Source organism: Inquilinus sp. YAF38 (assembly GCF_052113205.1).
Lineage (GTDB): Bacteria > Pseudomonadota > Alphaproteobacteria > DSM-16000 > Inquilinaceae > Inquilinus.
On record NZ_JBFRCU010000002.1, the window covers coordinates 164,778 to 177,025 of the forward strand.

Annotated in this window: 14 protein-coding genes and 1 pseudogene; 5 read left to right on the plus strand and 10 right to left on the minus strand. The window is 69.1% G+C overall.

The genetic code is table 11. From position 1 onward, the window contains the following. Window positions 1-44 precede the first annotated feature (44 nt). The gene (locus AB4Z01_RS01670) at window positions 45-698 is read right to left on the minus strand and encodes an alpha/beta hydrolase (protein WP_441689831.1); all 654 of its coding nucleotides are present in this window, start codon (window positions 696-698) and stop codon (window positions 45-47) included. Window positions 699-772: 74 nt separating this feature from the next. Then, window positions 773-1,705 carry a ring-cleaving dioxygenase gene (locus AB4Z01_RS01675; RefSeq protein ID WP_441689833.1) on the minus strand — a complete coding sequence of 311 codons (933 nt, stop codon included), beginning with the start codon at window positions 1,703-1,705 and terminating at the stop codon, window positions 773-775. Between the two features lie 187 nt (window positions 1,706-1,892). Between AB4Z01_RS01675 and AB4Z01_RS01680 the strand changes: the two genes are divergently transcribed. Beyond that, window positions 1,893-2,846 (plus strand): LysR family transcriptional regulator, encoded by a 954-nt coding sequence (locus AB4Z01_RS01680; RefSeq protein WP_441689835.1) that lies wholly within the window; start codon window positions 1,893-1,895, stop codon window positions 2,844-2,846. Between the two features lie 46 nt (window positions 2,847-2,892). Here AB4Z01_RS01680 and AB4Z01_RS01685 read toward each other — a convergent pair whose 3' ends face one another. From AB4Z01_RS01685 to AB4Z01_RS01715, 7 genes are all read right to left on the minus strand, one after another. Beyond that, window positions 2,893-3,567: a YoaK family protein gene (locus AB4Z01_RS01685; protein ID WP_441689837.1), complete on the minus strand. Its 675-nt coding sequence runs from the start codon at window positions 3,565-3,567 to the stop codon at window positions 2,893-2,895. Between the two features lie 4 nt (window positions 3,568-3,571). Next, window positions 3,572-4,942: an alginate export family protein gene (locus AB4Z01_RS01690; RefSeq protein ID WP_441689839.1), complete on the minus strand. Its 1,371-nt coding sequence runs from the start codon at window positions 4,940-4,942 to the stop codon at window positions 3,572-3,574. Between the two features lie 61 nt (window positions 4,943-5,003). Beyond that, window positions 5,004-5,894 carry a glyoxalase gene (locus AB4Z01_RS01695; protein ID WP_441689841.1) on the minus strand — a complete coding sequence of 297 codons (891 nt, stop codon included), beginning with the start codon at window positions 5,892-5,894 and terminating at the stop codon, window positions 5,004-5,006. A gap of 26 nt (window positions 5,895-5,920) precedes the next feature. Continuing rightward, window positions 5,921-6,364 carry a DoxX family protein gene (locus tag AB4Z01_RS01700; protein WP_441689843.1) on the minus strand — a complete coding sequence of 148 codons (444 nt, stop codon included), beginning with the start codon at window positions 6,362-6,364 and terminating at the stop codon, window positions 5,921-5,923. 4 nt (window positions 6,365-6,368) lie between these two features. Continuing rightward, window positions 6,369-8,258: an amidohydrolase gene (locus AB4Z01_RS01705; RefSeq protein ID WP_441689845.1), complete on the minus strand. Its 1,890-nt coding sequence runs from the start codon at window positions 8,256-8,258 to the stop codon at window positions 6,369-6,371. A gap of 84 nt (window positions 8,259-8,342) precedes the next feature. Continuing rightward, the gene (locus AB4Z01_RS01710; RefSeq protein WP_441689847.1) at window positions 8,343-8,603 is read right to left on the minus strand and encodes a XapX domain-containing protein; all 261 of its coding nucleotides are present in this window, start codon (window positions 8,601-8,603) and stop codon (window positions 8,343-8,345) included. A gap of 36 nt (window positions 8,604-8,639) precedes the next feature. Further along, window positions 8,640-9,287: a hydrolase gene (locus tag AB4Z01_RS01715; RefSeq protein WP_441689849.1), complete on the minus strand. Its 648-nt coding sequence runs from the start codon at window positions 9,285-9,287 to the stop codon at window positions 8,640-8,642. 457 nt (window positions 9,288-9,744) lie between these two features. Between AB4Z01_RS01715 and AB4Z01_RS01720 the strand changes: the two genes are divergently transcribed. Further along, complete coding sequence (locus AB4Z01_RS01720; protein ID WP_441689851.1) at window positions 9,745-10,569, plus strand: alpha/beta fold hydrolase; 825 nt, start codon at window positions 9,745-9,747, stop codon at window positions 10,567-10,569. Between the two features lie 58 nt (window positions 10,570-10,627). Here AB4Z01_RS01720 and AB4Z01_RS01725 read toward each other — a convergent pair whose 3' ends face one another. Further along, window positions 10,628-11,269, minus strand: a complete 642-nt coding sequence (locus AB4Z01_RS01725) for a thiamine pyrophosphate-dependent enzyme (RefSeq protein WP_441689855.1) — start codon at window positions 11,267-11,269, stop codon at window positions 10,628-10,630. On the opposite strand from AB4Z01_RS01725, the gene AB4Z01_RS01730 reads away from it, so the two are divergent. The 3 genes and pseudogenes from AB4Z01_RS01730 to AB4Z01_RS01740 all read left to right on the plus strand — a co-directional run. Further along, window positions 11,252-11,404 (plus strand): hypothetical protein, encoded by a 153-nt coding sequence (locus tag AB4Z01_RS01730; protein WP_441689857.1) that lies wholly within the window; start codon window positions 11,252-11,254, stop codon window positions 11,402-11,404. The two genes, AB4Z01_RS01725 and AB4Z01_RS01730, sit on opposite strands and share 18 nt — an antisense overlap. After that, on the plus strand, window positions 11,401-11,748 hold the full coding sequence (gene tnpB / locus AB4Z01_RS01735) for an IS66 family insertion sequence element accessory protein TnpB (RefSeq protein ID WP_441689853.1): 348 nt from the start codon (window positions 11,401-11,403) through the stop codon (window positions 11,746-11,748). Before AB4Z01_RS01730 ends, tnpB begins: the two co-directional genes overlap by 4 nt. 106 nt (window positions 11,749-11,854) lie before the next feature. Further along, window positions 11,855-12,076 (plus strand): annotated as a pseudogene (locus tag AB4Z01_RS01740) (IS66 family transposase); the annotation flags it as partial. Window positions 12,077-12,248: the final 172 nt, after the last annotated feature.

Consider the following 12,248-nt stretch of genomic DNA (forward strand, 5'->3'; position numbering starts at 1 on the left):
GGTTTCAACCGCCGCTTGGCAAGGCCGTGCCGTCGGATCTTATCTCAACGCAAGCAGGCCTGCTGATGGGCCGGGGCCGGCGATGCCGCCGCAAGCTCCCGCAGCCAGGCACTGGCGATCGTGACATCGGCCTGCGACAGGCCGTGGCCCGACGGCAGGACGCGGTGCCGGACGGCGGCGCCGGCATCCCTGAGCAGCCCGGCGAGCCGCGCCGCATTGTCGGCCGGTACGATCGGGTCCAACTGGCCCGACAGCAGCAGCACCGGCTTGCCGCGCAGATCCGCAGCCGGAGGATCGCCGAACGGCACCATTGCCCGCAGCAGGACGGCGCCGGCCAGCGCCTCCGACCGCAGTTGCAGCACGGCGGCGGCGATGTTCGCCCCGTTGGAGAAGCCGAGCGCCACGGGGGCCGGCAGGCCGTAGGCCGCCCTGGCCTCGGCGATGAAATCCGCGAGCTCATGGGCTCGGGCGCGGACATCCTCCTCGTCGAACACGCCCTCCCGCAGCCGGCGGAAGAAGCGCGGCATCCCGCCTTCCAGCACCTTGCCACGCGGCGACAGCAGCGCCGAGCCCGGGGCGACGACACGCCCCAGCGGCAGCAGGTCGCCCTCGTCGCCGCCCGTGCCGTGCAGCAGCAGGAGCGGCGGCGCGCCCGGCTGCGTGCCGGGCTCGAACCGATGGATGAAGGCTTGGGTCATCGCGCAAGCTCCGATGTCTGGCAAGATGGGGTCCGGACGCCGCAGGGGCGCCCGGCAAAAGTTGTCTCCGCAGGTCAGGCGACGTCCGGCAGAACCCGTTCGATCTCGGCCCGATGCGGCTCCAGGAAGCGCGGCAGCTTCAGCGCCCGGCCGAGCGTATCCGCCGGCTCATCGACCGCGAAGCCCGGGATGTCGGTGGCGATCTCGAACAGGACGCGGCCCGGCTCGCGGAAATAGACCGAGCGGAAATAGGCGCGGTCCTTCTGCTCGGTGGTGATGAGCCGGTGGTTGTCGGCCAGCCGCTTCACCATCTCGGCCTGGGCCGCGTCGTCGGCCGCGCGGAAGGCGATGTGGTGCACCGAGCCCGCGCCGGGCCGGCTGGGCAGAGCCCCGCCCGCCGCCTGCAGATCGACGATGCCGCCGATCGCGGTGTCGCCGGCTCGGTAGCGGACCATGGCCCCTTCCCGCCCGATCTCTTTGAAGCCGAGCACGTCGTCGAGGATCGCGCCGGTCGCGGCCGTGTCCTCGAGCAGCAGGCTGACGCTGTGGAAGCCGCGGATCGCATGCTCCGCCGGAACGTCGCCGCCGGCCCAGCCGGGCTCGTTGCCGATCCCGGGGACCGCGACGAGGGCCAGGCGCATGCCGTCCGGGTCCTTGAAGGCGAGCACGGTCTCGCCGAAACGCTGCTCGACGGCCTGGTGCGGCACGCCCTTCTCGACGAAGCGCTGCACCCAGTAGCCGATCGCCCCCTCCGGCACGCGGAACACCGTCTCCTGCGTCTCGCCGCTGCCGAGCCGCCCCGGCGCGACATGCGCCCAGGGGAAGAAGGTCAGGATCGTGCCGGGCTGGCCGGCCTCGTCGCCATAGTAGAAGTGATAGGTGCCGGGATCGTCGAAATTGACCGTCTTCTTCACCAGGCGGAGCCCCAGCACCCGCGTGTAGAAGTCGAGGTTCCGCCGGGCCGGGCCCGCGATCGCCGTGACGTGATGAATGCCGTTGCTGCGCATGGCGTGTCTCCGGAATGCGAGCCCCGTCGGCCCGCTCGAGACCTTCAGATAGTACCGATTGCACCACCAGCCGATGGCAGAGCGCTTGCGTTCATGCAAAGATGATACTGCAATCTGGCAATTTGTCTTGCACAGAGGAAAGGGACAGCTTGGCTGCATCGCTGTTCACGAAGCGCGGAGTCGAGGGATGGGCGAGCCTTTCGGCAATGTCTCCTGGGATGATTTCCGGCTGATCAAGGCCGTCGCGGACGCCCGGGGCCTGCCCGGAGCCGCCGCCCAGCTCGGCCTCAACCACTCGACGGTATTCCGCCGCCTCGGACAGGTCGAACAGGCTCTCGGCACGACGCTGTTCGAACGGCATCGCTCCGGCTACGTCCTGACCCCGGTCGGCGAGGAGATGGTGGAGCTGGCGACCCGCCTCGACGACGATATCACCGGCTTCACCCGCAAGGTTGCGGGCCGGACCATCTCGCCGGCCGGCGAGCTTCGGGTCACCACCAACGATTCCCTGCTGATCCATCTGTTGACCCCGCTGTTCGCCAAGTTCCAGCGCGAGTGCCCCGATGTGCGGCTGGAGGTCGTGCTCAGCAACGAGCCGTTGAACCTGTCCAAGCGCGACGCTGACGTCGCGATCCGGGCCACGGACGATCCGCCCGAAGCTCTGGTGGGACGACGGGTCGCGCGGATCGCCTGGGCGCTGTACGGGCGGGCCGCCGATTTCCCGCGGCCCGAGCGCCCTGCCCTGCGCGACCTCACCGACCGCGCCTGGGTATCGCTCGGCGACAATCTCGCGGCGCTCAAGGCGGTGCGCTTCGTCCGGCAGCACGTCGCGCCGGAGCGAATCGTCTACCGGATCAACACGGTGCTCGGCCTGGCGGAGGCGGTCGAGAGCGGGATCGGCATCGGCCACCTGCCCTGCTTCATCGGCGATGTCCGCCCGACGCTGGTCCGCCTCGCCCCGCCCAACCCGGATTTCGCGGCGGATCTCTGGCTGCTGACCCACCCCGACCTTCGCCAATCGGCTCGTGTGCGGGTGTTCCTCGATTATCTGGCAGGCGAGATCGGGCGCTCACGGCCTCTCTTCGAAGGCAATCTGCCTGTCGCGTCGATTCCGGCAGCGGAGCAAACAGCCGCCCAGTGATCCGCCGAGCCGGCCGATGGCGCAAGCTCCCGACGCATAGCGAAGGCTACGCGCCCTGCCTGGCGCCGGACGCGAGCGTCGAGGCCAGGGCAATGACGGGCGGAACGGCGAAGCACCATTCGCCGAACAGGACGAAGGCCAGGGCGGCCGCTCCGCAGCCCAGGGCGAAGGCGATGACGGCCGCCGACATGCGGGCCAGCCGGGACCGGGCCGCGCCGGCCGCGTCCGGCGCCACGCCGTGCAGGAGATCGGCGAGATCGATCATGATCTGCGTCGTGGTGCCGGTCATCAGCGTGGTCGGCGGCGCGCTGGCCAGGTGGATGCGGTGGACCGCGTTCTGGATCGCCATTGCCGAGACCAGCACCATGCCGGTGACGATCGCCGGCCAGGCGTCGCCGTCGGGAAACGGGCCGAGCCGGATCGCCAGCACCGCGCCCGCGGTCAGGAGCAGCAGCTTCAGCAGCAGCATCGCCCGCAACACCGGCAGACCGGCACCCTGCAGCGCGTAGGCCAGCAGCTTCGTGCCGATGACGACGAGGCAGAAGACCGGCAGGGCCAGCAGCTTCGCCACCGCGCCGGTCGTGCCGAGCGCCACCGCCGCGCCGAAGGTGACGAAATTGCCGGTGACATGGGCGGTGAACAGCCCCTGCAGCGCCAGGAAACCGGCCGTGTCGACATAGCCGGCATTGAGGCTGAGGATCACCGGGAGGGTCGGTTTCATCGCATCACCATCCGAATTTCAGCTCGATGCCGAGATAGTCGCTGTCGTGGGCGCCGGCCCGCCGCAGCGCATCGCCGACCTGATAGTGCACGGCCTCGACCGCGCCGGTCAGGTTGGCGTTCAAGGCGTAGTCGGCGCGGAACTGGCCATAGGCACCGGTCCAGGCGTCGCCCCGCCCGGCCGTGCCGGCCACGGGCACGTTCGGCTGGGTGTACACGGCGTCGGCCGTGGTCTCGCGCCACACCAGGCCGAGCGCCGCCGTCAGCGCCAGCCCGTCGACCGGCTTCACCGTGACCGACGGCTTCACATGGATCAGGTTGCTGTAGCCGGTGTAGCCGCCGAGGCTGAAATAGTAGCCGTTCGGGAACAGCGGGTTGAAGGTTCCGAGGGTGCCGTCGCCGGCACGGGTGTCGCCCGACGCGGCGTCGACCTGCAGCCCGAGCCGCGGCTGCCACGGCATGTCGCCGAAGGTGTAGCCGGCGCGCGCGCCGGCGGCCCAGGCAGCGATCGACTTCGGTCCGACCGAGCCGGTCTGGCCCATCGCCTCCAGGTCCCAGTCCAGCCCGTCCGCTGTGCCGGCGAAGCGGGCATCGAAGATGTCGCGATGCTCGTCGCCTTCGGCATCGAGGTAATGCGCGTCCTGGCGCTCGTAGCGGCCATAATAGGCAGACAGCTCCTGCTCGCCGAGCACCTGGCGCTCGACCCGAAAGGTGCTGAACAGGAAGGTGTCGTCCGACCGGTCGTCGAAGGGTTCGCCGTCGAAATACTGCACCGGCCGGCTGACGAAGCCGAGCACACGCCACGGCCCGTTCTCCCAATCCATCCAGAAGGCGTCGAAGGACTGCCGGACGTTCGGGCCGTCGCGCGAGGAGACGAAGCGCTGCAGGTCGAAGGCGAAGTCCTGGCGGCCGATCCGGGCCTTGACCATGCCGTCGCCCGCCGGGTGGGTGAATTCGAGGAAGGCCAGGCGCAGGTCGAGCGGGTTCTGGTCGACCGGCGAGATCGACCGCTTGTCGAAGGCCCGCGCATCCTCGAGCTGCACGAAGAATCGCCAGTTCTCGTTGAAGTGCAGATCGGCATGGATCTGCAGCCGCTGCAGCAGATAGCCGTCGCCCTTGCTGCCGCCGACGCCGAAGCCGGGCGCATCATTGATCTCGAAGCGCTCCCGCAGGGTGGCGCCGAACGACAGGTAGGTCTGCGGGTTGCCAGACCACAGCGGGATGTATTTCAGGGCGTCGAAGGGCTGGGTGCGCAGGGCGGGATCGGCCAGGACCGACCAGTCCTCCTGCCAGCGGTTCATCTGGATCTTCGGCCGAGCGAGCGCCGTCGTCTCCTGCGCGGCCGCGCCGGGCAGCAATGCGATGGCCGCGAGCATCCCGGCCCCGACCGCCGTGAGGGCGCGGTGCGGCCGGTGCATCCTCCGTGCTTTCGCCGGCTCAGCCATGCGAGGCATGGATCTCGGCGATATAGCCGCCCGGGAACTCGACCATGGCCGCGCTGCGGCCGTCGGCAATGTAGGGCGTGATCAGCACGGTGGCGCCAGCGGCCTGGGCCTTGGCCAGCGTGTCCTGGAGATTCGCCACTTCATAGCCGGTGGTCTCGTGGCCATACGGGAAGGGGAGACGGCCGTCGGTGACCAGGGCAGTCAGGTGGCCGAAGACCGATTCGATCCGGACCCGTCGATAGATGTCGTCCGGCCGCCCGATCTCGACTCCTGGCGCCCGACGGTCGTCGGACACCACCTTGCCATGGGAGAAGGCCAGGAAGCCGCGGAGGAAGTCGCCGATGCCATCGGGCGAGACATAGACCCGGTTCTCCGGGACGGCTTGGAACGGTGCATAGGACGGCTTCGTCGTGTGCCAGTAGAGCTGCATGTTGACGCCGCCCGGCCATTGGATGACGGCGTCGCGCCCGATCGGATCGGGAAAAGCGTCGACCAGCACATCGGCCCCGGCGGCCCGGGCGGATGCCAGCGCCGCGTCCAAGTCGGTGACGAGATAGCCGGTCCGCTCGGCCCCGAACGGATAGGGAATCGGCGTCTTGAAGCCGAACAGCGAGACGGTGCCGACCGGCGTCTGCAGCAGCTGCGAGGTGGTGCTGCTCGGTGTCGGCGTCACGGTCGCCACCACCTGCTTCGTGCTCTGCCCGCCGAAGGTCGCAAGAAAGCTGGCGGCGAAGCGGTCGACATCCGCGGGCGCCACATAGACGTGGGTGGTGTCGTATTGCGGACCGACGGCGACCGGCGCGCCGGCCTCCTGGGTCCAGGCGGGTGTCGCGGCGAGGACGCCCAGGCCGAGCGCCGCGACTGCGAGAAGAGGGATGCGCATTGAGGAACTCTTTCGGATGAACAGGGTCAGCTGGGACGCTTCCGGTCCCGGAGGTCGTGCCAGGCGACGAGCAGGAAGCCGCCGGCGAGGCCGAGATGCTCGAAGAAGGCGTTGGCGGCGCCGAAGCGGTCGGGCGGGGGCATCTCCCAGAATCGCAGCGCCAGGAAAGTGGCGATCAGCGTGAAGCCGGCGAGGGCCAGCGCCCCGAGCCAGCGCCAGATTCCGGCCAGGATCATCGCCGAGGCGCCGAGCTCGAGCAGGATCACCGCGACGGCAATCGGAGCGGCCGGGGCGATGCCGAGATGCTCCATCTCCGCGATCGCACCCGGGAAATCCATGGCCTTGTTGAAGCCGCCCTGGAGATAGGCGGCGCAGAGCCCGAGCAGCGCCAGCCACCGGATCCACCCCGCACCGAACGCGGGCCGCAGCGATGCGGCGACCCGGTTCTCGATCGTCGTGAGCGTCGACATGGCGTCAGACCGCCCAGCAGGCGCAGCCGAGCGCGCCCCAGAAGCTCTTCAGATCGGAAATGGGTAGCCGGGCCGACCAGGCCGAAGCATGGTCGTGGCCATGGACGCCACAGCCGCTGGCGCAGCCGCAGCCGGCGGCCGCGGTCCGCCGCACCGCCGCGGCCTCGGCCGGGTCGATGTCGCCCCAGGCCGCGTAGCCGCCGAAGCGCCGCACCGGCGACCAGTCGGGCATGGCGGGCGGCGGGGCGGCCTCGTCCAGCGAGGCGAAGCCGCCCGCGGCCCAGACCATCTTGCCGCCGACCATGGTCAGCTCCGAGCTGGTGTCGGCGATCTCGCTCTCGGCGCAGGCGAAGAAATCGCGGTCAGGGACGATCAGGTCAGCCAGCTGGCCGACGGCGATGCGGCCCTTGAGGCCTTCCTCGTTCGAGAACCAGGTGACGTTCTCGGTCCACATCCTGAGCGCCGTCTCGCGGTCGAGGCAATTGTGCTGCGGGGTGATCCGAAGGCCGCCGACGGTACGGCCGGTGATCAGCCAGGACAGCGAGACCCAAGGGTTGTAGGACGCGACCCGGGTCGCGTCGGTACCGGCCGAGACCTTGACGCCCTTGTCCAGCATCCGCGCCACCGGCGGCGTGGCTGCGGCCGCGCCGAGGCCGTAGCGTTCGACGAAATACTCGCCCTGATAGGCCATGCGGTGCTGCACGGCGATGCCGCCGCCGAGCGCGGCAATGCGGTCGATCGACCGGTCGGAGATCGTCTCGGCATGGTCGAAGAACCAGTGCAGCCCCTCGAGCGGAATGTCCTGATTCACCAGCTCGAACACGTCCAGCGCCCGGCTGATCGTTTCGTCATAGGTGGCGTGCAGCCGCCAGGGCCAGCGGTTCTCGGCCAGGATCCGGATGACACCCTCCAGCTCACCCTCCATCTCCGGCGGCATGTCCGGGCGGGGCCGGCGGAAATCCTCGAAATCGGCGGCGGAGAAGACCAGCATCTCGCCGGCGCCGTTGTGCCGGAAATAGTCGTCGCCCTGCTTGTAGCGCGAGGTCTTCGTCCAGTTCAGGAAGTCGTCCTTCTCGCCCTTCGGCTTCTGGGTGAACAGGTTGTAGGCGAGGCGGATGGTCAGTTGCCCCTCATCCGCGAGCGTCTGGATGACGGCATAGTCATCGGGATAGTTCTGGAAGCCGCCGCCGGCATCGATGGCGCCGGTGACGCCGAGGCGGTTCAGCTCGCGCATGAAATGCCGGGTCGAGTTCACCTGGTAGTCGAAGGGCAGCTTCGGCCCCTTGGCCAAGGTGGCGTAGAGAATCGCGGCATTGGGCTTGGCCAGCAGCAGCCCGGTCGGCGTGCCGTCCGGAGCGCGTGTGATCTCACCGCCCGGCGGCTCGGGCGTGTCCTTGCCGTAGCCGACGGCGCGCAGGGCGGCGGCGTTCAGGATCGCCCGGTCGTAGAGATGCAGCAGGAACACCGGCGTGTCGGGGGCGATAGCGTTCAGCTCCTCGATCGTCGGCAGCCGCTTCTCGGCGAACTGATGCTCGGTGAAGCCGCCGACCACGCGCACCCATTGCGGCGGCGGGGTTACCGCGACCTGCCGCTTCAGCATCGCCATGGCGTCGGCCAGCGAGCACACGCCATCCCAGCGCAGCTCCATGTTGAAGTTCAGGCCGCCGCGAATGATGTGCAGGTGGTTGTCGATCAGGCCGGGCAGCACCCGCCTGCCCTTGAGGTCGACGATGCGCGTCTTCGGCCCGGCTAAAGGCATCACGTCGTGATCGGCGCCGACGGCGCTGAACGCCCCGTCGGTGATCGCCACGGCGCTGGCGGTCGGCCGGGCGCGGTCGAGGGTGGTGATCAGGCCCCGGTGCAGGATCACGTCGGGCGCACGGGTCTCGGTCATCAGGATCTCTCCTGTGAAGGCGGGGCGGCCGCCCCGGATGGGGCGGGCCGCGACAGGGGCGGGATGGGGTCGGTCGAGCCGCTGCTATCCCTCGGCGCGATCCGACGGCTGGCCGCCCTTCGGCAGGTGCCCGAACATGTGCGGCTTCACCTGGTGGAGCCATGACACCACCGTCGGCTCCCGGCCCCACAGGCCCTTGACGATCGACGGGATCTGCTCGCCGACGAGCATGCCGAGAAGCCCGATCAGGGCGACCACCGGCGGCGCCGGCGAGCGCACATTGAGCACCGCGTAGATGATGCCGACGAGAATCCCGACGGCGAGCGACACGAGATAGAGCTTCATGGCCATTCCTCTGCGGCGAGCGATCGGATCGGAGGCTTACGCGGCCACGCCGGCTTCGCTGGCGTGCTCGCCGAGCGCCCATTTGGAGAAGCGGATCTGGATGCCATAGGGCGAGTGGGCCTTGATGATCTCCATCGCCCCGTCATAGGTCTCCACCCGGGCCCAATCCTGCTGCAGCTCGAACAGGTATTGCAGCGAGGTGATCGGCACGGCGCCGGCCTGGATCATCCGCTCCATCGACCGGGTGTGAGCCTCCGGTGAGACGTCGCCGCAGGCATCGGCCGGCACGTAGATCTCGAAGCCTTCCTTCAGCATGTCGAGCGTCGGGAACAGCACGCAGGCCTCGGTCCACAGCCCGGCGACGACGATCTTCTTCCGGCCGGTGGCGTGGACCGCCTTGCGGAAATTGGCGTCGAGCCAGGAGTTCATCGCGGTGCGATCGATGATGTCATGGCCGGGGAACAGGTTCGTGACCTCCGGCATGAACGGGCCGGAGAAGCTCTTCTCGGCCACCGTCGAGATCACGGTCGGGATCTTGAACAGCTTCGCCGCCTTGGCCAGGATCTGCACATTGTTGAACGGCACCAGCCGGTCGTGCGACTGCACCCCCTGATACATCGCCGGCTGATAGTCGATCAGGGCAATGGCGCTGTTCTGCGGGGTGAGCATATCGAGCTTGGACATCTGCTTTCCTCTGTCGGACGCTTGCTGGGGTGAAAGGCAAAGGGGGACCGTCGCCGAAGCCATGCGGCCTCGGCGCCATTGCGATTTGGTTCGGGTGTGGTGCGGGGCTCCCGGCCCCACGGTTGGGGGCGCGAAGGATCGTCATCCCTCGCGCCGCGGCATCAGACTAGCCGAACCCGCCGGGATTGCTGAGGACAACCGCTTTCCTGGGCGCAAAGCGAGTTTGCGCAATCGCCTTCACCGGCCGGGGCGGCTCCCGGACGCTCAGCGCGAGCGCGTCGCCTCGTAGAGGAACCAGCTGCGCCGCCCGGCCTCGTCGATCCATCGCGCGTAGGTGACGTTCCCTTCGGCCGGGTACACTTTGGTATAGGGCCGGGAACCCTCCGTAGTATAGGGGGCCGCCCCGCCGGGCCTTTACCTTCGTCGCTATTCCTCACGAACCCAGGAGCGACGGGACATGAGCACGATCAGGACGAAGGACGGCACCGAGATCTTCTACAAGGACTGGGGTACCGGCCAGCCGGTGGTGTTCCATCACGGATGGCCTCTCAGCAGCGACGACTGGGACGCGCAGATGCTGTTCTTCGTCGAGAAGGGCTATCGCGTCGTCGCTCATGACCGGCGCGGCCATGGCCGGTCGAGCCAGACGGCGACCGGGAACGACATGGACACCTATGCCGCCGATGTCGCCGAGCTCGCGGCGGCGCTCGACCTGCGCGATGCGGTCCATATCGGCCATTCCACCGGCGGCGGCGAGGTCGCCCGCTATGTCGCCCGGTACGGCAGGGGCCGAGTCGCCAAGGCGGTGCTGGTCAGCGCCGTGCCGCCGGTGATGCTGAAGTCGGAGAAGAACCCCGGCGGCCTGCCGCTCGAGGTGTTCGACGGCTTCCGCGCGGCGCTCGCGGCCAACCGGGCGCAGTTCTACCGCGACGTGCCGGAGGGCCCGTTCTACGGCTTCAACCGGCCGGGCGCGAAGGTCTCCCAGGGCGTCATCGGCAATTGGTGGCGCCAGGGCATGATCGGCGGCGCCAAGGCCCAGTACGACTGCATCAAGGCGTTCTCGGAGACCGACTTCACCGAGGATCTGAAGGCGATCGACGTGCCGGTGCTGGTGCTGCATGGCGACGACGACCAGATCGTGCCGTTCGCAGACTCGGCGCCGCTCTCGGTCAAGCTGCTGAAGCAGGGCACGCTGAAGGTCTACAAGGGCTTCCCGCACGGCATGCTGACCACCCATGCCGACGTGTTGAACCCGGACCTGCTGGCCTTCATCAAGGGCTGAGCCGGGAGAAGCGGGATCGGGAGGGCGGAGCTTTTCCACCCTCCCGAGGCTCAGCGCCTCAGCGGGGCAGCAGGTTGGTCCGCACGAGATCGACCACCTGGTCGCCGCGGCCGCTCATGACCGCGCACAGCAGCCACAGGCTGAACCCCTTGATCTGCTCCGGCTCGATGGTCGGGGGCATCGACAGCTCCTGCCTGGCGGTGACGACGTCGAGCAGCGCCGGCCCGTCATAAGCGAGCACCTCCTCGACCGCGGCCGGAAGCTCGCCGGGATCCTCGACCCGCACCGCATGGGTGCCCATGGCGCGCGCCATCGCGGCGAAGTCGGGATTGTGCAGGTCGGTCCCGAACTCGACGAAGCCTGCCGCCTTCATCTCCAGCGCGACGAATCCCAGGACGCCGTTGTTGAAGATCACGACCTTCACCGGCAGCTTCGCCTGCGTGAGCGTGATCAGGTCGCCCATCAGCATGGTGAAGCCGCCGTCGCCCGACAGCGAGACGACCTGCCGACCGCGCTGGGCCGCCTGGATGCCAATGGCGTGCGGCAGGGCATTCGCCATCGAGCCGTGCAGCAGGGAGCCCACCATCCGGCGCTTGCCGTTCATCCGGAGACAGCGGGCCGCCCAGATCGTCGGCGTCCCGACATCGAGCCGGCGGGGCCGACGGCGCTGCGGCTGATGCCGGTGACGGTGAGGCCAGATCCGCCGGTCGAGCGGGCGCCGGCGCGGGCCGACGGCCCGATCGAGATCGAGTTCGGCCATTATCGCCTTCGGGTCGGCAGCGGGGGCGAGGCGGCGACGCTGCGGCTGGTGCTGGACGAGTTGGAGCGGCGATGATCCCGGTGCCGAGCGGTGTCAGGGTGTGGCTGGCGGTCGGCCGGACCGATATGCGGCGCGGCATGAACGGGCTGGCGCTGCAGGTGCAGGAGGCGCTGGGCCGGGATCCGCATGCCGGCGACCTGTACGTGTTCCGGGGGGCTCGGGGCGACCTGGTCAAGATTCTCTGGCATGACGGTCTGGGGGATGTCGCTCTACGCCAAGCGGCTGGAGAAGGGTCGCTTCATCTGGCGTCGCCGGCCGACGGCGTGGTCGGCATTTCGGCATCGCAGCTGGCCTATATGCTGGACAGGATCGATTGGCGGAACCCGCGCCACACCTTCCGGCCAGAGCGCGCGGGATAGGGGTCGGGGCCTGCATTTCAGGCGAGCCGGCGGCGCGGATTTCTGATTCCATCCTGACATGGACGCTGCTCCCGAGACCCTGCCGGACGATATCGACACGCTGAAGGCGGTGCTGGCGGTGGCCCGGGCCAAGGCCTCCGACGACGAGGCCCTGATCGCGCACCAGCAGTTGCAGATCGAGAAGCTGAGGCGCCAGCTCTACGTCCGGCGCTCGGAGCGGACGGCGCGGCTGCTCGACCAGATGGAACTGACCTTCGAGGAGCTCGAGAGCACGGCCACCGAGGACGAGATCGCCGCCGCGGCTGCCGTCGCCAGGACCACAGCCGTGCTATGCCCGGGAGGGCGTGCCGCTCAGCCTGTCGCGACCCGGGCCGACCAGGTGGGCGCCTGCTGCGCGGTGCTGGCGCCGCTGATCCGGCGGACCGCGGCGCACGTCTTGGCGGGGCCGAGCGCCTGCACGGCTACGGGCCTTCAGGCAACGCCGGAGGGCGGTACACGAC

Excerpts from the sequence above, each read along its gene's own strand:
- AB4Z01_RS01670 (WP_441689831.1), bottom strand. The coding sequence starts at position 698 with ATGACCCAAGCCTTCATCCATCGGTTCGAGCCCGGCACGCAGCCGGGC.
- AB4Z01_RS01675 (WP_441689833.1), bottom strand. The coding sequence starts at position 1,705 with ATGCGCAGCAACGGCATTCATCACGTCACGGCGATCGCGGGCCCGGCC.
- AB4Z01_RS01680 (WP_441689835.1), top strand. The coding sequence starts at position 1,893 with ATGGGCGAGCCTTTCGGCAATGTCTCCTGGGATGATTTCCGGCTGATC.
- AB4Z01_RS01685 (WP_441689837.1), bottom strand. The coding sequence starts at position 3,567 with ATGAAACCGACCCTCCCGGTGATCCTCAGCCTCAATGCCGGCTATGTC.
- AB4Z01_RS01690 (WP_441689839.1), bottom strand. The coding sequence starts at position 4,942 with ATGCTCGCGGCCATCGCATTGCTGCCCGGCGCGGCCGCGCAGGAGACG.
- AB4Z01_RS01695 (WP_441689841.1), bottom strand. The coding sequence starts at position 5,894 with ATGCGCATCCCTCTTCTCGCAGTCGCGGCGCTCGGCCTGGGCGTCCTC.
- AB4Z01_RS01700 (WP_441689843.1), bottom strand. The coding sequence starts at position 6,364 with ATGTCGACGCTCACGACGATCGAGAACCGGGTCGCCGCATCGCTGCGG.
- AB4Z01_RS01705 (WP_441689845.1), bottom strand. The coding sequence starts at position 8,258 with ATGACCGAGACCCGTGCGCCCGACGTGATCCTGCACCGGGGCCTGATC.
- AB4Z01_RS01710 (WP_441689847.1), bottom strand. The coding sequence starts at position 8,603 with ATGAAGCTCTATCTCGTGTCGCTCGCCGTCGGGATTCTCGTCGGCATC.
- AB4Z01_RS01715 (WP_441689849.1), bottom strand. The coding sequence starts at position 9,287 with ATGTCCAAGCTCGATATGCTCACCCCGCAGAACAGCGCCATTGCCCTG.
- AB4Z01_RS01720 (WP_441689851.1), top strand. The coding sequence starts at position 9,745 with ATGAGCACGATCAGGACGAAGGACGGCACCGAGATCTTCTACAAGGAC.
- tnpB (WP_441689853.1), top strand. The coding sequence starts at position 11,401 with ATGATCCCGGTGCCGAGCGGTGTCAGGGTGTGGCTGGCGGTCGGCCGG.